At 61.6% G+C, this 26,985-nt stretch carries 25 protein-coding genes; 17 read left to right on the top strand and 8 right to left on the bottom strand.

Annotation, left to right across the window (positions count from 1 at the left end; genetic code table 11):
- Positions 1-2 precede the first annotated feature (2 nt).
- The 11 genes from murD to AC1DZE_RS03120 all read left to right on the top strand — a co-directional run bounded on the left by murD (position 3) and on the right by AC1DZE_RS03120 (position 12,226).
- On the top strand, positions 3-1,802 hold the full coding sequence (murD, locus tag AC1DZE_RS03170) for a UDP-N-acetylmuramoyl-L-alanine--D-glutamate ligase (protein ID WP_477699767.1): 1,800 nt from the start codon (positions 3-5) through the stop codon (positions 1,800-1,802).
- Entirely contained in the window at positions 1,799-3,055 is a 1,257-nt protein-coding gene (gene ftsW / locus AC1DZE_RS03165) for a putative lipid II flippase FtsW (RefSeq protein WP_477668402.1), read from the top strand. The genes murD and ftsW overlap by 4 nt, the downstream gene beginning before the upstream one ends.
- Positions 3,052-4,134 carry an undecaprenyldiphospho-muramoylpentapeptide beta-N-acetylglucosaminyltransferase gene (gene murG / locus AC1DZE_RS03160; RefSeq protein WP_477668401.1) on the top strand — a complete coding sequence of 361 codons (1,083 nt, stop codon included), beginning with the start codon at positions 3,052-3,054 and terminating at the stop codon, positions 4,132-4,134. Before ftsW ends, murG begins: the two co-directional genes overlap by 4 nt.
- Complete coding sequence (gene murC / locus AC1DZE_RS03155) at positions 4,131-5,564, top strand: UDP-N-acetylmuramate--L-alanine ligase (protein WP_477668400.1); 1,434 nt, start codon at positions 4,131-4,133, stop codon at positions 5,562-5,564. Before murG ends, murC begins: the two co-directional genes overlap by 4 nt.
- Positions 5,561-6,538, top strand: coding sequence for a D-alanine--D-alanine ligase (locus AC1DZE_RS03150; RefSeq protein WP_477668399.1), 978 nt, complete (start codon positions 5,561-5,563; stop codon positions 6,536-6,538). The genes murC and AC1DZE_RS03150 overlap by 4 nt, the downstream gene beginning before the upstream one ends.
- A complete protein-coding gene (locus AC1DZE_RS03145; RefSeq protein WP_477668398.1) occupies positions 6,535-7,338 on the top strand; it encodes a cell division protein FtsQ/DivIB in 804 nt (267 codons plus the stop codon). The genes AC1DZE_RS03150 and AC1DZE_RS03145 overlap by 4 nt, the downstream gene beginning before the upstream one ends.
- A 4-nt stretch (positions 7,339-7,342) precedes the next feature.
- Complete coding sequence (ftsA, locus tag AC1DZE_RS03140; RefSeq protein ID WP_431098281.1) at positions 7,343-8,572, top strand: cell division protein FtsA; 1,230 nt, start codon at positions 7,343-7,345, stop codon at positions 8,570-8,572.
- A gap of 148 nt (positions 8,573-8,720) precedes the next feature.
- Positions 8,721-9,950, top strand: a complete 1,230-nt coding sequence (gene ftsZ / locus AC1DZE_RS03135) for a cell division protein FtsZ (RefSeq protein WP_477668397.1) — start codon at positions 8,721-8,723, stop codon at positions 9,948-9,950.
- Between the two features lie 94 nt (positions 9,951-10,044).
- Complete coding sequence (locus AC1DZE_RS03130) at positions 10,045-11,022, top strand: dienelactone hydrolase family protein (protein ID WP_477668396.1); 978 nt, start codon at positions 10,045-10,047, stop codon at positions 11,020-11,022.
- A gap of 86 nt (positions 11,023-11,108) precedes the next feature.
- On the top strand, positions 11,109-12,032 hold the full coding sequence (gene lpxC / locus AC1DZE_RS03125; RefSeq protein ID WP_477668395.1) for a UDP-3-O-acyl-N-acetylglucosamine deacetylase: 924 nt from the start codon (positions 11,109-11,111) through the stop codon (positions 12,030-12,032).
- 17 nt (positions 12,033-12,049) lie between these two features.
- Positions 12,050-12,226 (top strand): hypothetical protein, encoded by a 177-nt coding sequence (locus AC1DZE_RS03120; protein WP_477668394.1) that lies wholly within the window; start codon positions 12,050-12,052, stop codon positions 12,224-12,226.
- A 35-nt stretch (positions 12,227-12,261) separates the two neighbouring features.
- Here AC1DZE_RS03120 and ruvC read toward each other — a convergent pair whose 3' ends face one another.
- From ruvC to AC1DZE_RS03080, 8 genes are all read right to left on the bottom strand, one after another.
- Positions 12,262-12,810 carry a crossover junction endodeoxyribonuclease RuvC gene (ruvC, locus tag AC1DZE_RS03115; protein ID WP_477668393.1) on the bottom strand — a complete coding sequence of 183 codons (549 nt, stop codon included), beginning with the start codon at positions 12,808-12,810 and terminating at the stop codon, positions 12,262-12,264.
- A 42-nt stretch (positions 12,811-12,852) separates the two neighbouring features.
- Positions 12,853-13,833 (bottom strand): phosphatidate cytidylyltransferase, encoded by a 981-nt coding sequence (locus AC1DZE_RS03110; RefSeq protein WP_477668392.1) that lies wholly within the window; start codon positions 13,831-13,833, stop codon positions 12,853-12,855.
- Positions 13,834-13,852: 19 nt separating this feature from the next.
- Positions 13,853-14,485, bottom strand: coding sequence for a lysophospholipid acyltransferase family protein (locus tag AC1DZE_RS03105; RefSeq protein WP_477673843.1), 633 nt, complete (start codon positions 14,483-14,485; stop codon positions 13,853-13,855).
- A 29-nt stretch (positions 14,486-14,514) separates the two neighbouring features.
- Positions 14,515-15,264, bottom strand: coding sequence for a transglycosylase domain-containing protein (locus AC1DZE_RS03100; RefSeq protein WP_477699766.1), 750 nt, complete (start codon positions 15,262-15,264; stop codon positions 14,515-14,517).
- Positions 15,265-15,277: 13 nt separating this feature from the next.
- The gene (aroE, locus tag AC1DZE_RS03095; RefSeq protein ID WP_477668389.1) at positions 15,278-16,117 is read right to left on the bottom strand and encodes a shikimate dehydrogenase; all 840 of its coding nucleotides are present in this window, start codon (positions 16,115-16,117) and stop codon (positions 15,278-15,280) included.
- A 48-nt stretch (positions 16,118-16,165) separates the two neighbouring features.
- Positions 16,166-17,014: an energy transducer TonB gene (locus tag AC1DZE_RS03090; RefSeq protein WP_457281085.1), complete on the bottom strand. Its 849-nt coding sequence runs from the start codon at positions 17,012-17,014 to the stop codon at positions 16,166-16,168.
- Between the two features lie 38 nt (positions 17,015-17,052).
- Entirely contained in the window at positions 17,053-19,113 is a 2,061-nt protein-coding gene (locus AC1DZE_RS03085; protein ID WP_477699765.1) for a ribonuclease catalytic domain-containing protein, read from the bottom strand.
- A 66-nt stretch (positions 19,114-19,179) separates the two neighbouring features.
- Positions 19,180-19,776 carry a YqiA/YcfP family alpha/beta fold hydrolase gene (locus AC1DZE_RS03080; RefSeq protein ID WP_477668386.1) on the bottom strand — a complete coding sequence of 199 codons (597 nt, stop codon included), beginning with the start codon at positions 19,774-19,776 and terminating at the stop codon, positions 19,180-19,182.
- A gap of 205 nt (positions 19,777-19,981) precedes the next feature.
- Here AC1DZE_RS03080 and rodA point away from each other — a divergent pair, with 205 nt between their 5' ends.
- From rodA to AC1DZE_RS03050, 6 genes are all read left to right on the top strand, one after another.
- Positions 19,982-21,136: a rod shape-determining protein RodA gene (gene rodA, locus AC1DZE_RS03075; RefSeq protein WP_477672329.1), complete on the top strand. Its 1,155-nt coding sequence runs from the start codon at positions 19,982-19,984 to the stop codon at positions 21,134-21,136.
- Positions 21,137-21,150: 14 nt separating this feature from the next.
- Entirely contained in the window at positions 21,151-21,450 is a 300-nt protein-coding gene (locus AC1DZE_RS03070; RefSeq protein ID WP_477672328.1) for a hypothetical protein, read from the top strand.
- Between the two features lie 24 nt (positions 21,451-21,474).
- Entirely contained in the window at positions 21,475-23,232 is a 1,758-nt protein-coding gene (locus AC1DZE_RS03065; RefSeq protein ID WP_477699764.1) for a tetratricopeptide repeat protein, read from the top strand.
- A 139-nt stretch (positions 23,233-23,371) separates the two neighbouring features.
- Positions 23,372-24,895 carry a metalloprotease TldD gene (tldD, locus tag AC1DZE_RS03060; RefSeq protein ID WP_477668382.1) on the top strand — a complete coding sequence of 508 codons (1,524 nt, stop codon included), beginning with the start codon at positions 23,372-23,374 and terminating at the stop codon, positions 24,893-24,895.
- Positions 24,896-25,011: 116 nt separating this feature from the next.
- Positions 25,012-25,605: a hypothetical protein gene (locus AC1DZE_RS03055; RefSeq protein ID WP_477672325.1), complete on the top strand. Its 594-nt coding sequence runs from the start codon at positions 25,012-25,014 to the stop codon at positions 25,603-25,605.
- A 229-nt stretch (positions 25,606-25,834) separates the two neighbouring features.
- A complete protein-coding gene (locus tag AC1DZE_RS03050) occupies positions 25,835-26,959 on the top strand; it encodes a 3-deoxy-7-phosphoheptulonate synthase (protein WP_477668380.1) in 1,125 nt (374 codons plus the stop codon).
- Positions 26,960-26,985: the final 26 nt, after the last annotated feature.

Raw genomic sequence — 26,985 nt, 5'->3', positions numbered from 1 at the left:
GCATGCGGCATTTACAAGACCAAACCGTGTTGATCCTGGGCTTGGGTGCGTCCGGCCTGGCCATGGCGCGCTGGTGCGTGCGCCATGGCGCTTCGGTCACGGTCGCCGATACGCGCGAGGCGCCTTCCTTGCTTGCAACGTTGCGACAGGAATTGCCGGGCGTCACGTTCATCGGCGGTGCTTTTACGCCGGCGCTGGTGCAAGGTACTGCCGTGCGTGCTGTCTACCGTTCGCCGGGGCTGGCGCCTGCAGTGATCGCCCCTGTGGTGGAGGCTGTGCGCGAGATCGGTTTGCCGGTTGGGGGTGAGCTTGATCTGTTCTCCCTGGCTCTTGCCGATCTCCGCGATGTCCCTGCCGCAGAGGCGGTGGAAGACGAGCCTGAAACTGAGGCACCTCCCGCACTCCCGGAGCCGGTGCCTGAGTCGCTGTCATCCGAATCCTCAGATGGAACGGACGTGCCCGATGCGATGGCTGCAGCTGATTCGCTCGCGGGTGAAACCTCTGTGCCGGCCGGTGCCTCCGACGACACAGAGGTTCTGCCAGATGCGGCAGACAGCACACCAGAGGGCGGGTCAGTCGCCCTTGAAGAAGCGAGCGAAAGGGTTGCAACCCCTGAATTACTGGGTCTTGTGCCGCCGGAAAAGCCCACCGGCTACCGGCCCGAAGTGTTGGCCATCACGGGAACCAACGGCAAAACCACGGTGACCTCGCTGTTGGGCCAACTGGTGCAGCGCGCCGGGAAAACGGTGGCCGTGGCAGGCAACATCGGCCCGACGCTGCTCGACACGCTGTCGGCCCATATGGATGCGCAAACCCTGCCGCAAGTCTGGGTGCTGGAGCTGTCCAGTTTCCAGCTCGCCGATGTACAGGGCTTTGAGCCAACGGCCGCCGTGGTGCTCAACATCACGCAGGACCATCTGGACTGGCACGGCGACATGGACGCCTACGTCGCGGCGAAAGCCAGGGTCTTCGGTGCCAGCACCTTCATGCTGCTCAATCGCGATGACGCTCGCGTGATGGCCATGCTGCCGCCGCCCGTCAAGGTGCGCCTGAAGCCGCCCCAGGTGCGCCCCCATGCGACCTTCGGCGCCGGCGAGCCGCAGCGCCCCGGCGACTACGGCATCGAAACCGTCAATGGCATGACCTGGCTGGTGCGCGCGGCCGAGGCCGACGAAACCATCAAGCGCCGCAAGGACGAAGAGGTAGAGCTGCACGTGCAGCGCCTGATGCCTATCGAAGCCCTTCGCATACGCGGGCGGCATAACGCCACCAACGCCCTGGCCGCGCTGGGCCTGGCTGTGGCTGCGGGCTGCAACCTCGCCCCCATGCTGCACGGCCTGCGCGAATACCGCGGTGAGCCCCATCGCGTGGAGTCGGTGGCTGTCGTTAATGACGTTGAATACTTCGACGACAGCAAGGGCACCAACGTGGGCGCCACCGTGGCGGCTCTGACAGGGTTGGGACTGGAGCGCAAGCTGGTGCTCATTCTGGGCGGCGAAGGCAAGGGGCAGGACTTCTCACCGTTGGCCGACCCGGTGCAACGCCACGTCCGGGCCGTGGTGCTGATAGGGCGCGATGCGCCTCTCATCAAGGAGGTCTTGCCCCGCAATATTCCAGTGTTCGACGCCGCATCCATGGAGGAAGCGGTCACCCTGGCCGCGCAGCAGGCACAGACCGGTGACGCCGTCCTGATGTCGCCGGCCTGTGCAAGCTTCGACATGTTCGACAACTACGAGCACCGGGCCAAGGTCTTTTGCGACGCCGTGCAGGCGCTGGCGCAAGAACAGGGGCATGTGCTGTGACGGCTGTCGTGCGCTTTTTCGGCTGGTTCTCCGGTGTCGGCAAGGCCGCGTCGGAAGTCCTTCCCGTGCGGCTTGGCGGACACAGCCGGCCACAGACGCTGGCCGCACCTCCTGTTCGCATGGCCGGTTTTGACCAGGCGCTGCTGTGGGTCACCGTGGCCTTGCTGATGTGGGGCCTTGTGATGGTGTATTCAGCTTCCGTGGCCATGCCCGACAACCCCAAATTCGCGCGCTATGCGCATACCCATTTCCTGCTGCGCCATGTGTTGTCGCTGGTGGTCGCTCTCATCGTCGCCGTCCTGGCATTCCAGGTGCCGCTGGCCACATGGGAAAAACTGGCGCCCTGGCTGTTTGTCCTCTCCCTGTTGCTGCTGATACTGGTCCTGGTGCCGTTTATCGGAAAAGGCGTGAACGGCGCCCGCCGCTGGATTTCGCTGGGCATCATGAACTTTCAGCCTTCAGAGCTCGCGAAATTCGCGGTGCTTCTCTATGCGGCCGATTACATGGTCCGCAAGATGGAAGTGAAAGAGCGCTTCTTCCGCGCGGTGATGCCCATGGCTGTAGCCATAGCAATTGTCGGATTGTTATTGCTGGCCGAACCCGACATGGGCGCGTTCATGGTGATCTCGGTCATTGCGATGGGTATTCTCTTCCTGGGCGGTGTCAATGCCCGCATGTTCTTTGTCATCGCGGCTGTGGTGGTGGTTGCCTTCAGCCTGATGGTGATGCTCAGCGAATGGCGGCGTGAGCGCATCTTTGCCTACCTCGATCCGTGGAGCGATAAATACTCCATGGGCAAGGGCTACCAGCTCTCCCACTCCCTGATTGCCTTCGGCCGCGGCGAGATTTTCGGTGTGGGTCTGGGCGGCAGCATTGAGAAGCTGCATTGGCTGCCCGAAGCGCACACCGACTTCCTGATGGCCGTGATTGGCGAAGAGTTTGGCCTGTTGGGTGTGCTGGCTGTGATCGGCATGTTCATGTGGATGACCCGCCGCATCATGCACATCGGTCGCCAGTCGATTGCCCTGGACCGCCTGTTTGCCGGTCTGGTGGCGCAAGGCGTTGGCATCTGGATAGGTTTCCAGACCTTCATCAACATTGGCGTGAACCTCGGTGCGCTGCCGACCAAGGGCCTCACGCTGCCGTTGATGAGTTACGGTGGTTCGGCGATTCTGATGAACCTGATTTCTTTGGCCGTGGTGCTGAGGATTGACTATGAGAATCGCCTGCTCATGAGAGGAGGCCGCGCATGAGCAAGCAACACTGTGCTTTGGTGATGGCCGGAGGAACGGGCGGGCACATTTTCCCGGGCCTGGCCGTGGCTGAGGCCCTGCGGGAGCGCGGCTGGCGGGTGCACTGGCTGGGCGGGCGTGGCAGCGCAGTTCGCCCCAGCATGGAAAGCCAGCTGGTGCCGCCCCGCGGCTTCCCTTTCGAATCGATTGATTTTTCCGGTGTGCGGGGCAAAGGGCCGGTCACGCTGGCATTCCTGCCCCTGCGCCTGCTCAAGGCGTTTTGGCAAAGCATCCAGGTGGTACGCCGCGTCAAGCCCGATGTGGTGGTCGGCCTGGGCGGCTACATCAGTTTTCCGGCCGGGATGATGAGTGTGCTGTTGGGTAAGCCCCTGGTTCTGCACGAGCAGAATTCGGTGGCGGGTATGGTCAACAAGGTGCTGGCGAGTGTGGCTGACCGCGTCTTCACCGCATTTCCGGGTGTGTTGCCCAAAGCCGAATGGGTGGGCAACCCACTGCGGCCAGCATTTACCCGGCAGCCCGACCCGCAAGAGCGTTTTGCCGGACGCAGCGGTCCCCTGAAACTGCTGGTGATCGGCGGGAGCCTGGGCGCCCGGGGGTTGAACGAGCTGGTACCCAAAGCCCTCGCACTGATCCCTGAAGCAGAACGACCACAGGTCCTCCACCAAAGCGGCGCGCTGCAGATTGAAGAATTGCGCGCCAACTATGCGGCGGCTGGCGTATCGGCCGAGCTCACGCCTTTCATTGAAGACACCGCGAAGGCCTTCGCCGATGCCGACCTGATCATTTGCCGCGCTGGCGCCAGTACGGTCACGGAAATCGCTGCGGTGGGCGCTGCGGCAGTGTTCGTGCCTTTTCCCGCTGCGGTCGACGACCACCAGACAGTCAACGCGAAGTTCCTGGTCGACCAGGGAGGCGGATGGCTGATCCAGCAGCGCGACCTCAGCGCCGGAATGCTGGCAGAAATGCTACAAAAAACAGAGCGGCTTGCGCTTGTCCAGAAAGCCTTACAGGCCAAAACCATGCAAAAAACTGAAGCCACGGCCCGTGTGGTGGCCGCTTGTGAGGAGCTGGCGACATGAAACACGCCATCAAAAACATTCACTTCATCGGTCTGGGCGGCGCCGGCATGTCTGGCATTGCAGAGGTGCTGCACAACCTGGGATACGTCATTTCGGGGTCTGACCTGTCAGACAGCCCAACGCTGCGACGCCTGGGCAAGCTCGGCATCAAGACCTTCGTCGGCCACACCGCCGGCAACCTTGAGATGGTTGACGCCGTGGTGACATCCACCGCCGTACAGGCCGACAACCCCGAGGTGCTGGCGGCGCGTGAAAAACGTATTCCCGTGGTGCCGCGCGCGCTGATGCTGGCTGAACTGATGCGCCTGAAGCAGGGCATCGCGATTGCCGGGACGCACGGCAAAACCACCACCACCAGCCTGGTCGCCAGCGTGCTGGCCGAGGGCGGCCTGGACCCGACCTTTGTGATCGGCGGGCGCCTCAACAGCGCCGGTGCCAACGCCAAGCTCGGCTCGGGCGACTACATCGTGGTCGAAGCTGACGAATCGGATGCTTCGTTCCTGAACCTGCTGCCCGTAATGGCTGTCGTCACCAACATCGACGCTGACCACATGGAGACTTACGGTCACGATTTCGGCAACCTCAAGAAAGCTTTTGTCGACTTCCTGCACCGCATGCCTTTTTACGGGACGGCGATCTTGTGCACCGACGACCCGGCTGTGCGCGACATCCTGCCGCAGGTTTCCTGCCCCATTACCAGCTATGGTTTCGGCGAAGATGCGCAGGTGCGCGCCGTCAATGTGCGGCCGGTGGGCGCACAAATGCATTTCACGGCACAGCGCCGCAATGGCGTGACCTTGCCCGACATGGACGTGGTGCTCAACCTGGCCGGCGAGCACAACGTGCTCAATGCCCTGTCGGCTATTGCCATTGCCGTTGAGCTCAACGTGCCCGACGCGGCAGTACAGAAAGCGCTGGCTGAATTCCGGGGCGTCGGGCGGCGCTTCCAGAGTTACGGGGACATGCCGGCCAAGGGCGGCGGACATTTCACCGTGATCGAAGACTATGGCCATCACCCGGTGGAAATGGCCGCGACGCTGGCTGCCGCGCGCGGCGCCTTCCCCGGCCGGCGGCTGGTGCTGGCTTTCCAGCCGCACCGCTACACCCGCACGCGTGACTGTTTTGAAGATTTCGTCAAGGTCATCGGCAACGCCGATGCGGTGCTGCTGTCCGAGGTGTATGCCGCCGGTGAAGCGCCCATCGTGGCCGCAGACGGACGCTCGCTGGCGCGGGCTTTGCGCGTGGCCGGCAAGGTAGAACCTGTCTTTGTGGACGAGATCGATGCCATGCCGCAGGCCATTCTCGACAACACGCTGGATGGCGACGTCGTGATGTGCATGGGGGCCGGATCCATCGGCATGGTGCCCGCAAGGGTTGCAGAAATGCTGGAGCCGGCAGGGCATGGCGGTACCAGGGAGGTCCGGGCATGAAAGCAGGCGCGTTGAATTTTGGAAAAGTCGCCGTCCTGATGGGCGGGCTGTCGGCCGAGCGCGAGGTTTCGCTGATGTCAGGTAACGGGGTACTGAAAGCGCTTCGCTCGCGCGGCGTGGATGCCCTCGCCTTTGATCCTGCCGAGCGTGACCTGAGCGAGCTGAAGAAGGACGGGTTCGAGCGTTGCTTCATCGCATTGCATGGACGCTTTGGGGAAGATGGCACGGTGCAAGGTGCGCTCGAATTGCTGGGCATTCCCTACACCGGCTCCGGCGTCATGGCTTCCAGCATGGCCATCGACAAGGTCATGACCAAGCGCGTGATGATCTCCGAAGGATTGCCAACCCCTCAATACCGTCTGCTGCGCCGTGGCACTTACGGCGCTGCAGACATCGCTGCCTTGCCGGATGCGCTCGGCCTGCCGTTGATCGTCAAGCCGGCACGCGAAGGTTCGTCGATCGGGCTGACCAAGGTGACGGAACGCTCCGCCATGGCCAGCGCTGTGGCACAGGCCGAAAAACTCGATGCCGATGTCCTGTGCGAGCAATTCATCAGCGGTGACGAGGTGACCTGCCCGGTGCTGGGTACCGGTGCGGGGGCACGCGCACTGCCGGTCATCCGCATCGTGGCGCCCGACGGCAACTACGACTACCAGAACAAATACTTCACCGACAGCACCCAGTACCTGGTTCCCTGCGGGCTGCCCGAGGGCGAAGAGGCTGTCATCCAGCAGCTTGTGCTGGACACCTTTCGCATTCTCAATTGCCGTGGCTGGGCCCGCGCCGACGTGATGATAGACAGGGCCACGCGCAAGCCCTACCTGCTGGAGATCAACACGTCGCCGGGCATGACCGGGCATTCGCTGGTGCCCATGTCCGCCCGAGCAGCCGGAATCTCGTATGAAGACCTTTGCATCGAAGTGCTGAAGACTGCTTCGCTCGACCACCAAAAACACGGAGGATCCGCCACTTGAGCAGAACCCTGCCACTGCCGCCTTCCTTGCCGCTGGACGTCAAGCTCATGAATACCTTCTCGGTGGTTCTGGGCCTGGCGTTTGCCGCCATGGTTGCGTCACTGGCTGTGGCGTGGCTCATGCGCCAGTCCCTGTTCAGCCTGAACGCAATCCGTGTGGAGGGCGACCTTGCGCACAACAACGCCGTCACGCTGCGGGCCAATGTGGCGCCCAGGTTGTCCGGCAATTTTTTCACGGTGAACCTGGGTGCCACGCGCGCGGTGTTCGAGTCCGTTCCCTGGGTGCGCAGGGCGCTGGTGCAGCGCGAATTTCCGAACCGGTTGAAGGTGGTGCTGCAGGAACACAAACCGGTGGCGTTCTGGGGGGCCGAGGGCGACGCCCGGCTCGTCAACAGCTTCGGTGAGGTGTTTGAGGCCAACCAGGGCGACGTCGAGGCGGAAGACCTGCCGGTGCTCAATGGGCCGCCGGGTCAGGCGGCGCAGGTACTGCAGGCCTACCAGGCGTTGGCGCCGATGTTCGACGAAACAGATGCCACGCTGGAGCAATTGCAGATGACCGGCCAGGGTGGCTGGCGTGCCCAATTGGACAGCGGCGCCGTGATCGAACTGGGGCACGGGTCGCTGGACGAAATACAGGCACGTACCCGCCGCTTTATTGCCACGGTGACGCAGGTGTCATCCCGGTACGGGCGGGACCTGGAATCCGCCGACCTGCGTTACGGCAATGGTTATGCGATCAGGCTCAGGGGTGTCACCACGGGAAGCCCCGCTGACAAAGACGACGGAAAGAAAAAAAGGTAAATATATGGCCAAGGAATACAAAGATCTGGTGGTCGGGCTGGACATCGGAACCAGCAAGGTCATGGCGGTGGTGGCCGAGGTCATGCCGGGCGGGGAGCTCAAGCTTGCCGGCCTGGGCATCGCGGCGAGCAACGGGCTCAAACGCGGGGTGGTCGTCAATATTGACGCCACGGTGCAAAGCATCCAGCAGGCCCTGAAAGAGGCTGAACTGATGGCCGACTGCAAGATCGCCCGCGTCTACACCGGCATTACCGGCAGCCACATCCGCGGCATCAACTCCAGCGGCATGGTGGCGGTCAAGGACAAGGAAGTCACGCAGGCCGACGTAGCGCGCGTGATCGAGACGGCCAAGGCCATCAACATCTCGACCGACCAGCGCCTGCTGCTGGTGGAGCCGCAGGAGTTCGTGATTGACGGCCAGGACGTGCGCGAACCCATCGGCATGAGCGGCATACGCCTGGAAGCCAAGGTGCACATCGTGACGGGCGCCCAGAGCGCGGCTGAAAACATCATCAAATGTGTGCGGCGCTGTGGGCTTGAAGTCGATCAGCTCATGCTCAACCCGCTGGCTTCGAGTCTGGCGGTATTGACACAGGACGAGCAGGAGCTGGGTGTGGCCATGGTCGATATCGGTGCCGGCACCACCGACGTCGCCATCTTCACCGGTGGCGCCATCCGGCACACCGCGGTGATCCCGATCGCCGGTGACCTGATCACCAGCGACATCGCGATGGCGCTGCGCACGCCCACCAAGGACGCTGAAGACATCAAGGTGGAAAGCGGTTACGCCAAGCAGCTGCTGGCCGACCCCGACACGCAGGTGGAAGTGCCGGGGCTGGGAGACCGGGGACCGCGCATGCTGAGCAAGCAGGCCCTGGCGGGCGTGATCGAGCCGCGCATCGAGGAAATTTTTTCGCTGGTCCAGCAGGTGATCCGCGAGTCGGGCTACGAAGAGGTGTTGTCTTCGGGCATCGTCATTACCGGTGGCAGTGCCGTCATGCCCGGCATGGTGGAACTCGGGGAGGACATCTTCCTCAAACCGGTTCGCCGGGGCATACCGCGCTACAACAGTGCGCTGTCAGACATGGTGGCCCAGGCCCGGGCCGCCACGGTCATGGGCTTGCTCGAAGAAGCCCGGCTGGCGCGCATGCGGGGCTACAAGGTGTCGCAAAAGGCAGGCAGTGTGCACAACGCATTCGGCCGGGTCAAAGACTGGTTTGTGGGGAATTTCTGATGAATACCTATTCCACTTTTATCGGCAGGCCCTCACGTTGTATGCATTCAGGCGGGGCGGATCCCCCTGCGTAAGCCGGTCATGTCAAACATAAATACAACGTTCTGAAAATTTTGGCAACTGCAGTTTATTGATTAGGAGGCTCCCAATGAGCATCGAAATGATTGAAATCGAAGAATTCAACCAGGGCACACAGATCAAGGTGATCGGTGTGGGCGGCGGTGGTGGCAACGCCGTTGGGCACATGATCGAATGCGGCGTGCAAGGCGTCGAATTCATCTGCGCCAATACCGACGCGCAGGCACTCAGCCGCGGCAGTGCGCACAAGACCATCCAGCTGGGTGCCAGCGGCCTGGGTGCGGGCAGCAAGCCCGACAAGGGGCGCGATGCGGCAGAGCTGGCTGTGGACGACATCCGCAGCGCCATTGCCGGCGCGCACATGTTGTTCATCACCGCGGGCATGGGCGGCGGCACCGGTACCGGTGCCGCCCCCGTGATCGCACGCGTGGCCAAGGAGATGGGCATCCTGACCGTCGGCGTGGTGACCAAGCCGTTTGATTTTGAAGGCGGTCGCCGCATGACCAACGCCGACCTCGGCCTGGCAGAACTTGAAGCCAACGTTGACTCACTGATCGTGGTGCTCAATGAAAAGCTGCTCGAAGTGCTGGGCGACGACGTCACGCAGGATGAGGCTTTTGCGCATGCCAACGACGTGCTGAAAAACGCCGTGGGCGGCATTGCCGAAATCATCAACGTGCCCGGCCACGTCAACGTCGACTTTGAAGACGTGCGCACCGTGATGGGTGAACCCGGCAAGGCCATGATGGGAACGGCCAAGGCCAACGGTCCTGATCGTGCGCGCATCGCCGCCGAACAGGCTGTAGCTTGCCCGCTTCTGGAAGGCATTGACCTGTCGGGCGCCAAAGGCGTGCTGGTGCTGATCACCGCGGCAAAGGGCTCGCTCAAGCTGAGCGAATCCAAGCTGGCGATGAACACCATCCGCGCATACGCCTCCCCCGATGCGCATGTGATCTACGGCACGGCCTACGACGATGAACTGGGCGACGATATCCGTGTGACCGTGGTCGCAACGGGCTTGTCCCGCCAGGGCGTGCGCCGCCATGCGCCGCCGCTGCAGGTGCTGCGCACGGGTACTGACAACGTGCCGTTCAACGTCCCGACGCTGAACACAACGGCCAATGGCGCCGGTGCGGCGCAGACGGCCATGGGATCGGCCCAGCCCGACTACGGCAACATGTCGGTGCCCAGCGTGTGGCGTACCAACCGGACCCAGGCGGCCGCAAAAGTCGATGCCCTGGCCTCCGGCGGGATGGACGACTTCGAGATTCCGGCCTTCCTGCGCAAGCAGGCTGACTAAGGTTCCCGCAAAGCAGGGCGAAAGGGGCGGGCTGGTAGTCCGCCCTTTTTTTTGGCCTTGCAACGCAGAGCGTCTCCAGAACAAAGAGGTCGCCATGGATATACGAGGGTTTTGCGCCGCGCTGGTTGTTTTGTCCGCGCAGTCTGCGCCCGCCCAGACCGCCAGGCCCGAGGCGGCCGAAAAAGTGAGTTGGCCCAGCATGGTGTGTGCGGGTACTCCCTTTGTCTGCAACAAGCTCGATGCGCAGGGCTACCTGTTCAGCCAGCCCGGGCAGACGAAGATTGTGCTGATCTCGCACGGATCTCAGGGCATCGACAGCCGGATGTTTGACTATGTGGACAGCCTTCAGAAGGAGGGTTTCGCAGCGCTGGTGATCGATCACTGGAAGCCTCGAGGCATCGACGTGACGCACAACGACTATCCGGCGGCATCGCGCAAAGGCGGTAACGAATTCAATATGGCCATTGACAGCCTCGCAGCTGCCGGCTGGCTGCGCGGCCGCGGTTTCGAGAAGGTCGGCAGCATCGGTGAGTCGCAGGGTGGCGGTGCCGCAGTCATGATGCAGCAGAAATTCGCCCACGCACTGATTGAGCGCAACATGCGGCGCTTGTACGCCGACGACTTCAACCTCAAACCCGTCGATGCGGTGGTGGGTTTGTATGGCTACTGCGGTTACCGCAATGCCCGGCGTGACGCCTACGTGAATTCCCCATTTCTTTTCATCACGGGTGAAGTGGACGACGAAACCCCGAGCCGGTACTGTGAACGCCACGTGGGCTGGATGAACGGGCGCGGCGGCAACGCGAAGATCGTGGTACTGGAAGGCGAGGGCCACAGTTTCGACGCGCCTTACAAACGGCAACGCAATGTCTTTGGGCCGCACTATGCCAAATGCGATGTTCTGGTTGACGAATCGGGCGTGACCGAACTTAACAGCGGCATCACCATGCCCGGCGACGACGTCAACGCCATGATGGCCCGATGTGTCAGCAAGGTTTTCCACACGGGCTACTGGAAGAATCGCTTCGTCGCGGTGCCGCACTGGACGGCATTCTTCAGGCAGCACCTGTAACAAGGCAAAACCTGTAGCACTTTGGCTATGGTGGCCATCAAACACTCCAACTGCGGCAATCGGCTGCAACACTTAAAATCACCCATATGCTTCAGCAACGTACCCTTAAATCCCTGACCAGAGCCGTGGGCGTGGGCCTGCACAGCGGCCAGCGGGTGGAACTGACCTTGCGGCCGGCGGCGCCCGATACCGGGATCGTGTTTCGCCGTGTGGATTTGCCGCAGCCGGTGGACATCGCCATCTCTGCGCAGGCCGTGACGGACACACGGCTGGCTTCCACCATTTCCAGCGGCAACGCCAAAGTGCATACGGTAGAGCACCTGATGTCGGCGTGCGCCGGCCTGGGTATTGACAACCTGTATGTCGATATCACGGCGGAAGAGGTCCCCATTCTTGACGGCTCGGCTTCTTCGTTTGTATTTTTGCTGCAATCGGCCGGCATTGCGCTGCAGGCCGCACCCAAGCGCTTTATCCGGGTGATCAAGCCTGTGGAAGTGCGCGAAGGCGAGGGCGCCAACACCAAGTGGGCGCGCCTGAGCCCCTATGAAGGCTACAAGCTCAGTTTTGAAATTGATTTCGACCACCCTGCGGTGGACTCCACCGGCCAGCGCGTTGAGTTCGACATGGGTTCGGGCGCCTACACACGCGACATCGCGCGGGCCCGCACCTTCGGTTTCACCAAGGATGTGGAAATGATGCGCGCCAATGGCCTGGCCTTGGGCGGCGGGCTGGACAACGCCATCGTCATGGACGACTACAAGGTGCTCAACAGCGACGGGCTGCGTTACAACGACGAGTTCGTGAAGCACAAGATCCTCGATGCCATGGGCGACCTCTATTTGCTGGGCAAACCGCTGCTGGCCGCCTACAGCGCGTTCCGCTCCGGCCACGCGATGAACAACAAGCTGCTGCGCGAGCTGCTGTCGCATAAGGATGCCTACGAAGTCGTCACCTTCGAGGACGAGAAAAAAGCACCGCAAGGCTTCGCCACGCTGGCACGTGCCTGGTAGGGCCGGCGGAACACGCCATGCTGCTGTTTCGCTGGCTCATCCTGCTGTTTTTGCTGGCCGCGGTGGTGTCGTTCATGTTTTACGCCGGTACTGGGCAGCCACGGTTCAAGCAGTTCGGGCTCACCATTCTCAAGTGGACGCTGATCGCCGCGTTCGGATTTTTTGCGGTACTGATACTCGAGCGCGTCGCGTAGCGAGTCAACCGGGCTGCCTTGACGCTCCTGCCGCGTTAGCGGCTGCGCCCACCTCGATAGTTCCCCGCCATTGCTGTGTCTATGCCACTGGCCTGAGCCAGCCGCGCCATGGCGCTGCCCACGTGGGCGTGGGTAATCGCCAGCCCCAGCGCATCGGCCGCGTCTTTGCCAGGCAGGGAGGGCAGCTTCAGCAGGCGCATCACCATCTCCTGCACCTCGGCCTTGCCCGCCTTGCCATAGCCCGCAACCGCCTTTTTGAGCTGTAGCGCCGTGTATTCGGCCACTGTCAGCTGGCGCGAGACCAGGGCCGTGATGCAGGCCCCGCGCGCCTGGCCCAGCAGCAGCGTCGCCTGCGGGTTGACGTTGACAAAGATGATTTCGACAGAGGCCGCATCGGGCTGGTAGCGCTCCACCACTTCGCACACGCCCTCAAACAGCACTTTCAGCCGGCCCGGCAAATCGCTGCGTTCCATATGTGTGGTCTTGATGGTGCCGCTGGCCACATAACGCAGGTGCTGGCCGTCCATGTCGATCACGCCAAAACCTGCGACCTGCAGGCCGGGGTCGATGCCGAGGATTCTCATATGCTATGTATTTGATAGCTGATCGCGCGCGTGTTCATTGAGTTAGAGGCCAAAATACCATCTAACTGAATGAAAAAATATGGGTGCGCCAAAGCACAGCGCATCCACGCGGTCCAACAGGCCGCTGGCACCGGTGACGCCCACGCCGCGATTTCCCCAGTTGGGAATGCCGCGATCACGCTTGAGGGCTTTCATCACCAGGTGCCCGAGCGAGCCCGATACGCAGGCAATAAAGGCCATGGCCACCGCCTGCGCCGGCTTGAAGGGTGTGAGGCCCGCCAACAGTCCGCCCAGCAGGCTGGCCCCAACGACGGCGATCAACCAGCTGGTCCAGTTAAAGCTCTTGCTGACATTGGGCGCGCTGCCCGGTCGTTGCAGTTTGCGACCCACCAGGTGCTGGACGATCATGCAGCTTTGCACCACAAACACCAGGAAGAACACCAGAAAGGCGTTTTTTCCCTGGTAGTTGGGAAACTTCAGCAGCAGCAGGGCGGGCACATGGCTGATGCCATAGACGCAGACCATGATGCCCCATTGCAGCTTGGCGTTGCGTTCGAGGAAACGGTGAGGATCGTCGGCCAGCGCGCTGACCACCGGAATCGCCAGGAACACGTAGACCGGAATGAACACGGTCACTAGGTCAAAGTGCCGCGTGATGACCAGGGCAAACTGCACCGGCAGCACCACAAAAAAGGCCAGCACCAGGCTGCGGTGGTCGCCCTGCCGGGTGGGTGAGAGCGTGATGAATTCGCGCAGCGCAAAAAAAGCCACCATGCCGAACAGCACGGTTGCCACGGTTTCGCCCAGCGTCCAGCCGATCCAGAACACCGTGGACATGAACCACGAGGTGCGCAGCAGGCCGCTGAATTCCTTGAGTTTCTGGGTGTGCAGGTCGTCTTCGTGCGTGTCCTTGAGGGCCATCACGAAGGCGGCTACGCTGATCACGGTCAGGATGCCGAACACCAGCACGAACAGCAGGCCGACCTGGTGTGAGGGAGAAAGGTTGCGCAAAAAAGTGTTCATCGGGATTCCGGGACTTGTGTCAGGTTTCCCTGAGATCCATGACGGCCTGGCGTGCACGCGCCAGAAATTCGCCCCGGTCTTCGCCCTCGCCCAGTGCAATCGGTGCGCCGAAGGTGACGGAACAGAGGATAGGCACCGGTACGACTTCCCCCTTGGGCATGACGCGCTGCACATTGTTGATCCAGGCCGGCACCAGCACCACCTGGGGGAATTTGAGCGCCAGGTTGTACAGGCCCGCCTTGAATTTTTGCGGCTCTTCGTGGTTGCCGCGTGTGCCTTCCGGAAAGAGGATGATCGAGTCACCGCTGGTCAGGGCCTCGATCAGCGGCTCCAGCGGGTCCTGGTCGCCGGTCTTGGCACGGTCCACGTAAATCGCGTTGAAGACCGCCGTGGTGATCCATTTCTTGAAAGGCGTTTTGGTCCAGTAGTCTTTCGCGGCAATCGGTCGCGTGATGCTGCGAAGCTCTTCCGGCAGCGCCGCCCACATCAGCACGAGGTCGGCATGGCTCTGGTGGTTGGCAAAATAAATACGCTGTTCCGCCTTGGGCGGGCAGCCTTGCCAGCGGGCCTGTGCACCGGTCAGCGTGCGGATCAGTCCCAGCAGGAAAAGCCCCATCAGCTTGGCCAGGATGGGAGAAAATTTGTCGTTCATGGGATTCGGCCCTTTTTGCTGCTCAGCATTCAGGGCAGTTCCACACCGCCCATACGGGCCGTGATGGTGCTGGCGCGCGAAGCCAGGTAGCCCGAGCCGGGCCGCGTTTCAAAGTATTTGGGGCGCGGCAGCATGACGGCCAGCCGCGCGGATTCATAGGCGCTCAGTTTTGACGCAGGCTTGCGGTAGTAATGCTGCGCTGCGGCCTCGGCGCCAAAAATGCCTTCGCCCCACTCCACGCTGTTGAGGTAAATCTCCAGAATGCGCTCCTTGCCGAGCAGGGCTTCGAGCAGCAGCGTCAGCACCAGCTCCTGGCCTTTGCGCAAAAGCGTACGCTCACCCGACAGGAAAAGATTTTTGGCGAGCTGCTGGGTGATGGTGGAGCCGCCAATGATTTTTACCGGTCTGGCGGGTGTTGCCGCTGCCTTGGCGGGAGCCAGGCGGCTGGCGGATTGTGCGGCGCGCTGCTCGGCCTTGGCGTTTTTGTCCCAGGCCTTCTCAAGTGCCTCCATGTCCACGCCGTCATGCTCGGCGAAGCTGGCGTCTTCCGATGCGATTACCGCGCGCTTGAGGTTGTCCGGCAGGTCGTCGTAAGGCACCCATTGCTGCCGCCATTTGAGGGATCCGGTGTTGCGCACTACCAGGTAGGCTTCCGAGCGCTGAAAAGCGGTGGATTCCGGGTCCACCACGGCCATCATGGCAATGCGCGCCACAAAAAACAGTTGCAGCGCCAGGCCTGCCAGCAGCCCGAGGCCGATGAGCCTGAGGAGTGCTTTCATGGCGTGCATGCCTTCATGCCAGCTGCGCCCGCATTTCCCGCAATACCTGGGCAGAGGGCGGACGAACCCCGCGCCACAGGGCGAAGGCCTCGGCGGCTTGCTCCACCAGCATGCCCAGCCCGTCGCGCGGCGTTGCGCCGTTTTCCCGGGCCCAGGCCATGAAGCCCGCCGCGGCGGGGCCGTACATCATGTCGCAGGCCAGCGCGCCGGGCTTGAGCACCCGCGCCGGAACCGGCACCCCCGCGCCAGTCAGGCTGCTTGCGCTGGCATTGACAATTACATCGAAATAGCCCTGCAGCCCTTGCAGGTCGTGCGCGAGTAGCTCCGTTTTTTGTAGCAAGCCCTGCATGGACGAGTGTGCCCGGTGCCGTGCCACCAGCGCGTCGGCTTTCGCCCGCGTGCGGTTGACCAGCACCAGACGGCGTGGCCCGGCCGCCAGCAGGGTGGCCAGCGCGCCGGCGCCGGCACCGCCTGCGCCGATCAGCAGCACATCGCGCCCGGCCAGCGAAACACCGGCGTTGTTCTGGATGTCGTTCACCAGGCCCACGCCGTCGGTGTTGTCGGCGTGGATGGCGCCGCCTTGCAGCACCAACGTGTTGGCGGCCTGGGCCAATTGCGCCCTGTCGGTCCGTGTGCTTGCGGCTTCAAAAGCTTGCAGCTTGAAAGGCACGGTGACGTTGCAGCCTTTTACGCCGCCCTGTACCAGTTCAGCCAGTGTGGCGCCGAACGCCTCCAGCGGCACCAGCAGGCGTTCGTATTGCAGGGATTGCCCCGTGAGCTCGGCAAATCGCGCGTGAATCAGCGGGGATTTGCTGTGTGCGATCGGGTTGCCCAGGACGTAATATTTATCCATGGCGGGGCCGGGTGTTCATGTGCGTGGGGCTGAAAGCAGCAGTCGGGGCTAGCGGCTGGTGAGTTTGGTTTCAAGCGTGTCATCGCGCGTGAACTTGAAGCGCGACACCACCACGATCTGGTCCGCCTTGCTGCGCATCGCATCGCTGAACTTGCCGAAAGGCCCCGTGCCGCGCACGATGCTTTGCGCCCGCCGGTCCAGCGTCAGGTTGCCCGAGGTCTGCACGACTTCCGTGTCGATCACACTGCCGTCAAAATTCACCGTCACAATCATCGTGAGTTCACCGTACAGTTTTTTGCCGGCCAGCTCGGGGAAGTTCACCGTCCCCTTGTCTTCAATCTTGCGGCGCAGTTCGTCGTAATAAACGGCGTAGACCTCTTCACGTGTGGCCGGGCTGATGTAGCGCTTTTTCGGCCGTGCGTTTTCTTCGTTGATGCGCCGCTCGATTTCCGCCAGGATCTTGACGAGCTGCTTGCGTTTTTCCTCGCGCTCGGCCTGCGCCGGGTTGTTGGCGGGCTGTGTGGGGTCGGGCGGCGGCATCGAGGCCAGCTGTTTTTTGATTTGGGCGAGCAACTGGGTTTGCTGCTCCTGCAGGGAATCGACCTTGCGCTGGGCGTCTTCGGTGGCGTCGCCCAGCTCCATCAGGGCCGAAGGCGGCAGGGGAGAAGTGGCGCGGCCTTTTTCCATCTCGCCACCACCGGCCAGCGAGGCCTGCGCGATGGCTTTGGCAAAGTCAGGCTTTTCGTTGGACTTGGCGTTGACCAGGATCACTTCCAGCGGCGTGTCCTGAAAGACACGGTTGAAGCGGTCCGGATCAACAAAACGCGCCGTCAGCAACACCGCATGAAAGGCGATGGAGGCGCCCAGGGCGATTTGCAGTGTGCTTGGTGACTTCACAGGAAGAGATTATCGGTGTTTATGAGCGTATTGCGGTGTTAACCGGCGACCGGAGCCGCCACAGCGGCATCGGTTTGTGGCTCATTGACATCGACTGCAATCGAGATCGGGCCGGCGGCCATCTCGGACTCGCCATCCTCCTCGCCCAGCGGATCAGGAGACTCATCCATCTCCACGTCCAGCCGCTCGACCACTGTGCCGGAAATATCCAGCGTAATCTCGTCGATCTCGCCCAGCTTTATACGCACTTTCGCGCCACGCGGCAGGCCCTGCGCACCGGCGGCCGGCAGCACCAGCGGCAACTCGTCGGCGCGCACCAGGTTGTCCTTGAAGGCGGTGGCGGTCAGCTCGGTGAGGTTGTTCTGCTGCAGGTATTTGAGTGTCCAGTAGCGCTCGATGCCGGCCTGGAACCCGTTGTAGGCGCTGTAGGCGGCATCAAAGCCCGAGATGATGGAAAACAGCTCGGCGTCCTTGGGCTTGAACGGCGCAGCCAGTGCCGCCGTGCGGCCATGGCGTGCGCAGGCAATGATTTGCCACTGGTTGACCAGGTCGGTGTAGCGGCGCAGCGGCGAGGTGCTCCAGGCATAGCTTTTGACGCCGATGCCCGCATGCGGCAGGGCCTTGGTGCCCATGCGCACTTTCACGCCGGGCAAGAGGCTGGCCTGGCTGCGGTAAATGCCGGGCACGCCGTGCTCGGCCAGCCACTCGCCCCAGGTGCTGTTCGCCAGGATCATGGCCTCGGCCACGATCAAGTCCAGCGGTGCGCCGCGCTGGCGCGTACTGATGCTGACCGTCTCGTTGCCCTGGGGCTCGCCGCCTGTGGGGTTGTCCAGCCTGAAGTTGTAGTCTGGCCGGTTGAAGTTCTCGGGTTTGCCGCGCACGATTTCGCGCTGGGCCTTCAGGTGTTTGGCCAGCCGGTGCAAAAAGGTCAGCTCCACGCCCCACTGAACGCCGGTAGGCGGGCTGCTTTGCGCAGCTTCAAAAAAAGCCTCGGTGAAGGTGCTGTCCAGCACGTCGTGGCGCAGGTTGCTGACGATGGGCACCTGCTCCAGCCGGGTCACGCTTTCCTTGATCTGCAGCGTGGCCTCATCCAGTGTGAGGTACAGCGAGAGGGCCGGGCAGTTGCGGCCCTCCTGCAGCGTGTAGCTTTTGACGATGTCATCCGGCAACATGGTCAGCTTGTAGCCGGGCATGTACACGGTAGAAAGCCGTGCGCGGCCCACGGTGTCGATCGGGCTGCCGGGCAATACGGCCAGGCCCGGCGCGGCGATGTGGATGCCAAGCGTGACAGTGCCGCTGCCCAGGCCTTGCACGGACAACGCATCGTCGATCTCTGTGGTGGCCGAGTCGTCGATGGAAAACGCCTTCACGTCGGCCAGCGGCAATTCGTCCTTGACCTCGGGCGCCTGCAGCGCCGGGAAACCCGTGCCCTTGGGAAAGTTCTCGAACAAAAAGCGCTTCCAGTGGAACTGGTAGGGCGAGGCGATGGCGCCTGCCTTTTGCAGCAAATCGAGCGGCGCGGTGTGCGTGGCGCGTGAGGCTTCGACGACGGCCTTGTATTCAGCGCTGTTCTTGTCGGGTTTGAAAAGAATTTTGTAGAGCTGCTCGCGCACCGGCGCCGGGCATTCGCCGCGGCCCAGCTCTTCGGCCCAGGCGGTGATTTGCGCCGCGACCTGCTTCTTCTTTTCGATGGCGGCCAACGCCTGCTGCAGGATTTCCGCCGGTGCCTTCTTGAAGCGGCCTTTGCCGGCACGGCGAAAGTAATGCGGCGCGTCGTACAGGCGAAACAGCGCGGCGGCCTGCTGCTCCAGCGAGGCGGCCTTGCCGTCGGCGCTAAAGTAATCGCGCGCCAGGTCGGCAAAGCCGAATTCGTCTTCGCTGGCGAATTCCCAAGCCAGGTCCAGCTCAATATCGTGGCTCAGCTTTTGGCCGGCGGCCACCATCTCGGCAGGGGATGGCTTTTCAAACTTCAGCAGGGCATTAACGCCCTTGACCTTCACACGCTTGCCCGAGTCGAGCTCGACCTGCAGCGAGGCATCGCTCTCGGACAAAATGCGGCCGGCCAGGAACTTGCCGGCTTCTTCAAACAATACAAACAAAACGGGATCCCTTTGGTGTCTTTGATGACTTGAGACTAGTGTAATCAGGGCTGCTTCAGAGAGATTTCAGGCCAATGCCAGGAAGTCGAGGATGGTCGGCAAATGCCGGTCAAAGTCGCTCAGTGCATGGTCGCCGCCTTCCAGCAGCCGGATGTGAGCGCCCGCATAACGGGCCGTCATTTCACGCCAGTCCAGCACTTCGTCACCCTTGGCAACGATGGCGAGGTAGTTTTGCGGCGATTTCAGCGGCCCGGCGTGCTGTGCTTTCAGCTCATCCACAAAGCGGGGTTCGAAGAAAAAGTGTTCTTCCGGGTTGTGCCAGGCCGTTTGCTCGCCGATGTAGCGGGTGAGGTCGCGCGCCGGCTCCACGGCCGGGTTGAGTAGCACGGCCTTGCAAGCGGCCTGTTCGGCCACCGCAGTGGCGTAAAAGCCGCCCAGCGAAGAGCCGATCACGCCCATGCTTTGGTAGCCCGGCTTGCCGGGCCAGCCGGCAATTTCGTCCTTCACCATCTGCAGCGCGGCGTGCGGCGAAGGTGGCAGCTGCGGGCACCACCAGTGAACGGTGGGATGGCGCTGCTGCACGGCAGCGGCCATTTTTTTTGCTTTCACGGATTGGGGGGAGGAGCGAAATCCGTGGAGATAGAGCAGGTGGGTGGTGCGCATGCCGCATGTTAGACGGGCTGGCCACCACAGGTTTTGCCGGAGCCGATTTCCCGGGTTTCGCGGTGTTTGATGCCGGTTTTAAGTGAAACAGGGTTTCAAGCCAATCAGGGCCAGCGCGAGCAGCTATGTAATTGATAGCGATGCCCGCTTTCGCGGGATGCCCGGCCACGCGTTCCCGGCTTCAAGGCTGACGGATAATCCGCGCATGGCCGCCGTTTTCGACAAACCCTCCCTTTATCAGCGAACCTTGCCATTGCTCCAGGGCTTTGACGGCCTGCTGGCGTTTGCGGTGTTTTTGCTGGCCTGTGCAGGCCTCCTGATCATGTATTCGTCAGGGTATGACCACGGCACCCGGTTTATCGACCATGGCCGCAACATGCTGATTGCCGGCGCCATCATGTTTGTGGTGGCCCAGGTGCCGCCCCAGCGCTTGATGGCTTTTGCCGTGCCGCTTTACATTGCCGGGGTGGCGTTGCTGGTCGCCGTGGCCGTTTTCGGCATCACCAAAAAAGGCGCTCGGCGCTGGCTCAATGTGGGCGTGGTGATCCAGCCCAGCGAAATCCTGAAAATTGCCATGCCGCTGATGCTGGCCTGGTGGTTTCAGAAACGCGAAGGCCAGCTACGCCCGCTGGACTTCCTGGCCGCCGGGTTGTTGCTGCTCGTTCCGGTCGGGCTCATCATGAAGCAGCCTGATCTGGGAACCTCCCTGCTGGTGCTGGCCGCGGGGCTCGCGGTGATTTTTTTTGCCGGGCTGAGCTGGAAGCTGATCCTGCCGCCAGTGCTGCTGGGCCTCATCGGCGTGTTCCTCGTGGTGTGGTTCGAGCCGCAAATCTGTGCCGACGGCGTGCGCTGGCCCATCCTGCACGACTACCAGCAGCAGCGCATCTGCACGCTGCTCGACCCCTCGCGCGACCCGCTGGGCAAGGGCTTTCACATCATCCAGGGCATGATCGCCATTGGCTCGGGCGGCATCACGGGCAAGGGCTTTATGGCCGGCACCCAGACGCACCTGGAGTTCATTCCCGAGCGCACCACCGACTTCATCTTCGCGGCGTACTCCGAAGAGTTCGGTCTGTTGGGCAATCTGTTGTTGATTGCGGCGTTCATCTTCCTGATTTTGCGCGGACTGGCCATTGCGCTGGAGGCATCGACCCTGTTTTCGCGCCTGCTGGCCGGTGCGCTGACCATGATTTTTTTCACCTATGCTTTCGTCAACATGGGCATGGTCAGCGGCATCCTGCCCGTGGTGGGCGTGCCGCTGCCTTTCATCAGCTATGGCGGCACGGCCATGGTGACGCTGGGACTGGCCATCGGCATGCTGATGTCGATCGCCAAGGCCAAGCGCTTGGTGCAGAGCTAAACAAGGAGGTTCATATGGAGTTTTTTGACTGGTTTGATACGCGGGCCGCAAGTCAGTGCGGCATTTCGCTGGCGGAACTCGTGATCCGCGAGCTGCCGGCCAAAGAGTCGGTGAAAGAAAAGAAATTTGCGGAAAAAGCAGAAAAAACGCTGATAAAGATGTCGCATGAACTCGCTGCCTTTAAACGGGCCAACAAACTCAATACCTACAAAAAAGCCAAGCTGGGTAATGCCTTTTTGTGGACATTGAAAGACCGCGGCGTTAATGATGCCTATGCCGATGAATTGACGCAGTGGCTTTCTTTACAGCTGTAGTTCTTACTGTTTTTCTGGAGCAGCATGTTCGGACTTCTAAGAAAAATCCTGCCGGCTTCGTCGAGCGCTGCAGCCAGCGTCGGTGCGCCTGACAAGGATCGTTGCGCTGAACTCAAAAAGAATGGCAATGCCTTGTTGGCAGAAGGCAAGCTTTATGAGGCGGCTTTGTGCTACGGCGAGGCAACGAAGGCCGATCCAGAAGATGTCTTCGCACTGATCAATCTCGGATATGTATTAAGTGAGCAGGGCCACCTTCTGGAAGCCAAGGCGGCACTTGAACAGGCCGCAAGTCTGGATCCCACACAGCATGACGCGCATTTCATGTTGGGAACGCTCGCACAGCGGGAGGCAAACGTATCTCAGGCCATTCACCGATTCAAGAAGGTTGTGCTGCTTGCGCCAGAGTTTGAACCGGCCTATCGTGAATTGGGCTATGAACTCTTTCAACATGAGCAGATGACGGAGGCGGAAGAGATCATGCAGGAAGGCATTCGCCGATTTCCCGAATCAGTCGGGCTTCTCTGCAATCTGGGAAACCTGTACAGCGCCCAGAATTTGCCGCTCAAGGCGATAGCGCCCTACGAAAAAGCCCTTGCGCTGGAGCCGGAGAACGCCCAATTCATGAGCAACCTGGGGGCCGCGTGCGAGGCCGCGGGAGATTTCGCACGGGCGATTCCGTTGATGCGGCGGGCACTGGATCTCAATCCAGGGGACGCAAATACGCTGGTTCACCTCGGTATTTCCTTGGGTGAACAGGGCTTCCATGATGACGCCATCAAAAGTTACCGGACGGCCCTTGAGCTGGACTCCGGGAATTTCGCCGCTCATTTCAATCTCGGGTTTAGCGCCCTGCTGAATGGCGACTATGCAACGGGCTGGACGGAATACGAGTGGCGGCTCAGAAGCGCGAAAGAAAAAGACGTGAAAGAGCGCAAGGTCTTTGCAAAGCCTCTCTGGCTCGGTGGGGAGGCTATCGCCGGTCAAACGATCCTGCTCTCGTGTGAACAGGGATTTGGGGACACCATCCAGTTTTCCAGATACGCCACGGAAGTGGCCGCGCAGGGCGCGCGCGTTGTGCTTCAGGTGCAGGCGGGACTTAAAGAGCTGATGGGGACTCTTCCAGGGGTGACCCGCGTTCTGGAGGAGCATGAGCCCTTGCCGCCGTTTGATTGCTATTGTCCCTTGATGAGCCTTCCATTGGCCCTGGGGCATCATCGGACCGGGTTTGTGCCGGCGAGCTTGTCTTATTTGAAAGCCGATCCCGATAAAAAGGCGGCCTGGCAACAGCGGCTCGCTGCCTTGGCTGGATCTGCTACCCCCCGGGTGGGCATTGTTTGGTCCGGCAACGCCAAACAGAAGCGCGACCGGCTACGCTCTCTGCGACTTGCGGAATTTCTGCAAGCCCTGCCCGACGGAATGCCGGCAATATGCCTTCAACCCATGCTTCGTGAAGTGGACATTCCTGTCATGAAGACGCAACCTCACATCCTCTGTCCGGGCGAGGCGCTGAAGACTTTCGCCGATACGGCAGCTGTGATCGACTCACTGGACCTGGTTGTTACGTCGGATACCAGCGTGGCACACCTTGCGGGTGCCATGGGTAAACCGGTTTGGATTCTGGTTCCCTACATCCCCGACTGGCGTTGGCTGCTGGAGAGGAGCGATAGCCCCTGGTATCCGAGCGCAAGGATATTTCGCCAGGCCGCGGCTGGGGACTGGCGTCAACCCCTGGAGCAGGTGCGCGAAGCGCTGTCAATGCGTTACCAGCCGCTAATCGCCTGAGTTCACCGAGGGCCCGCGCAAGGCATCATGACCGCGACTTGCCTTGCGACGGCCGGAACTCGGCGGGCAAAGCCCTGGGCCTCGTACCGGCCTGTGCACAGGCCCTGACGGGGCAGGGCAGACTGCCTACAATGGCCGCATGACCTTCCTTCGCTCCACGCCCGCTTCCACCGCCAACAAATCCACTGTCTCGTCCGCTGCGCGGCCGACCACGGAGTCCACATCCGGACGGCTGGCGATTGCCGAAAAGCTGCTGCTGGCGCCTTTCGGCCTCACGCAGGCGCATCTGAGCCGCGCGCTGGGCGAAATTACCTCCCACGGCGCCGATGATGCCGATCTCTACTTCCAGTACACCCGCAGCGAAGGCTGGAGCCTGGAAGAGGGCATCGTGAAGACCGGCTCTTTCAGCATCGATCAGGGCGTGGGCGTGCGCGCTGTCAGTGGCGAAAAGACCGCCTTTGCCTACTCCGATGACATTTCCGAGGCGTCGCTGCTGGATGCGGCGCGCACGGTGCGCAGCATTTCTGCGGGCGGCAAGGCTGCCCGCGTCAAGACGCCCGCCCGGAAGGTGGCCGGCAGCCGTTCGCTCTACCAGGGCCTGGACCCGATCGCCACGCTGGACAGCACCGCCAAGGTCCAGTTGCTCGAGAAAGTCGAAAAGCTCGCCAAAGCCAAGGATCCGCGCATCGTGCAGGTGATGGCGGGCCTGGCCAGTGAATACGACGTGGTGATGGTCGCGCGCGCCGACGGCACGCTCGCCGCCGACGTGCGACCGCTGGTGCGTCTGAGCGTGACGGTCATTGCCGAGCAGAAAGGCCGTCGTGAAGTCGGCTCGGGCGGCGGTGGCGGGCGTTTTGGCCTGGCTTATTTTGACGATGCGCAGATCGCCGAATACGTGAACGACGCGGTGAAAGCCGCACTGACCAATCTCGATGCGCGCCCCGCGCCGGCCGGCGAAATGACAGTGGTGCTGGGCTCGGGTTGGCCCGGCATTTTGCTGCATGAGGCCATCGGCCACGGCCTTGAAGGGGACTTCAACCGCAAGGGCTCCAGCGCGTTTTCCGGCAAGATCGGCCAGCGCGTGGCAGCCAAGGGCGTAACGGTGCTGGACGACGGCACGATTGCCGACCGCCGCGGCTCGCTCAACGTGGACGACGAAGGCAACGCCAGCCAGCGCAACGTGCTGATTGAAGACGGCATCTTGAAGGGCTACATCCAGGATTCGCTCAACGCGCGCCTGATGAAGGTCAAGCCCACCGGCAACGGCCGGCGTGAGAGCTATGCCCATGTGCCCATGCCGCGCATGACCAACACCTACATGCTGGGCGGCGACAAGCAGCCCGAAGAAATCGTGGCCAGCATCAAAAAAGGCCTGTACGCCACCAACTTCGGCGGCGGCCAGGTCGACATCACTTCGGGCAAGTTCGTGTTTTCGGCCAGCGAAGCCTTCTGGGTCGAAAACGGCAAGATTCTTTACCCCGTCAAGGGGGCGACGATTGTCGGCAACGGCCCCGACGCCTTGACCCGCGTCACCATGATGGGCAACGACATGCAGCTCGACAGCGGCGTGGGCACCTGCGGCAAGGAAGGCCAGAGCGTGCCAGTGGGCGTGGGCCAGCCGACGCTGCGCATCGACGGCCTGACCGTGGGCGGGACGGCCTGAGTCTGTAGGTGGAAATCGTGGGCAGGTGCGCTTTTTTTTTGGGGGTTTGGGTCGTAGCAACTTATTGCGGCATGCCGTTGGTGCGGGCTGAGCCTGCTTGCGATAGCGGTGGCAGGTTGAAAAAAATCAGCGGCTCCTATGTTGCCAAGCAGCTTTGGGACGAGCTTGTCCTCAAAAAAAATTGGAGCGAGGTGACCAGTAAAAACAGTCCCATGAATGGTTATCCCACGCTATGGATTGATAAAACCGGTGAGCCGACGCTTTCTTCATGGCACGAAGCGGCTTCAAACGCTTGCTTGAACGCTTCGGGGGACAAACTCTGGGCTTATTCCAAAGACGATCCCAAGCGCCAGAGGCTTCAATACATTCGGATTGGCGATATAGGTGAGACTGTTTTAAGTGATGCATTGCTGGGACGGATATTTGGGAAGCAATGTTTTCAGGACGCGAAAGGAGCGCGTTGGTGTTTTGATCGCGGCACTCTTGCGATAGGCGAGCGCAAATATGTAGCACAGCTTGTGATGGATGGCTCAGAGATGCCCGGCTATGGCACGCCATTGAGCGTAGGAGGACAGAAAGACTTCTGGATTTTTGTGCCCTATGCCACCGGCTATAAAGTATTCAGGGATGTGTTGGCCTCCGACCCCAAGAGAAAACCAATTAACCCCAACGTGGATATTCCCTGGCAAATCCTTCAAAAATTGTCGTGAGTTGATAGCTCAACTTGAGCTGTGCTACATTTCAGCTTATGAATTCCGCCAAGTTTTATTTTGGTTACTTTTGGTTCTCAAGCGCTTCCGGCGGTAGAGAGATCAACGCGTGACCCGATAAAACGCACCGATTCTCCAAAAACCGCCGGACCTCCGGCGGTTTTTTTTTGCCCGTTTTAATTGTGTGTACTGCCCCGAATTGACCGACATCTAGAAAAGGAAACCTGCGATGAATGCCAAAGCCACCTCCGCCAGCGACAGCTGGTATGCGAGCGTCGAAAAGACCAGCCAGACCGACGACGAACGCATCAAGGACATCACCGTGTTACCCCCTCCCGAGCATCTCATCCGCTTTTTCCCGATCCGCGGCACCGCCGTCGAGACGCTGATCAGCAAAACCCGCAAAAGCATCCACAACATCATCCAGGGCAAGGATGACCGCCTGCTTGTCGTCGTCGGGCCGTGCTCCATCCACGACCCGATGGCTGCGCTGGACTATGCCCGCAAACTCGTCGAACAGCGCAAGAAGTACGAAGGCACGCTGGAAATCGTGATGCGCGTCTACTTCGAAAAACCGCGTACTACCGTCGGCTGGAAGGGCCTGATCAACGACCCGTACCTGGACGAAACCTTCCGCATCGACGAAGGCCTGCGCATCGCGCGCCAGCTGCTGATCGACATCAACCGCCTGGGCCTTCCTGCCGGCAGCGAGTTCCTCGACGTGATCTCACCGCAGTACATCGGCGACCTGATCTCCTGGGGCGCCATCGGTGCGCGCACCACCGAAAGCCAGGTGCACCGTGAACTGGCTTCGGGCCTCTCGGCGCCCATCGGCTTCAAGAACGGCACTGACGGCAACATCCGCATCGCGACCGACGCCATCCAGGCGGCGGCGCGCGGCCACCATTTCCTGTCGGTGCACAAAAACGGCCAGGTCGCCATTGTGCAGACCAACGGCAACAAAGACTGCCACGTGATTTTGCGCGGCGGCAAGGCGCCCAACTACGACGCGGCCAGCGTCGCGGCGGCCTGCAAGGAGCTCGAAGCCTCCAAGCTGCCGGCCACGCTGATGGTGGATTGCAGCCACGCCAACAGCTCCAAGCAGCATGAAAAGCAGGTCGAAGTGGCGCGCGACATTGCAGGCCAGGTGGCAGGCGGCTCGCGCCATGTGTTCGGCCTGATGGTGGAAAGCCACCTCACTGCCGGCGCGCAAAAATTCACCCCTGGCAAGGACGACTCCAAAGCGCTGGAATACGGCAAAAGCATCACCGACGCCTGCCTGGGCTGGAACGACTCGCTGGACGTGCTGGAAATCCTTTCGACCGCTGTGCAGGCACGCCGGGCCAAGAAGTAAGGTCTGCCACGCGGGTTTGTGCGAAT

The organism is Polaromonas sp. P1_F1 (assembly GCF_056405795.1).
The sequence above is the reverse complement of the archived record's forward strand: the minus strand, read 5'-3'. Positions and strand labels throughout refer to the sequence as shown.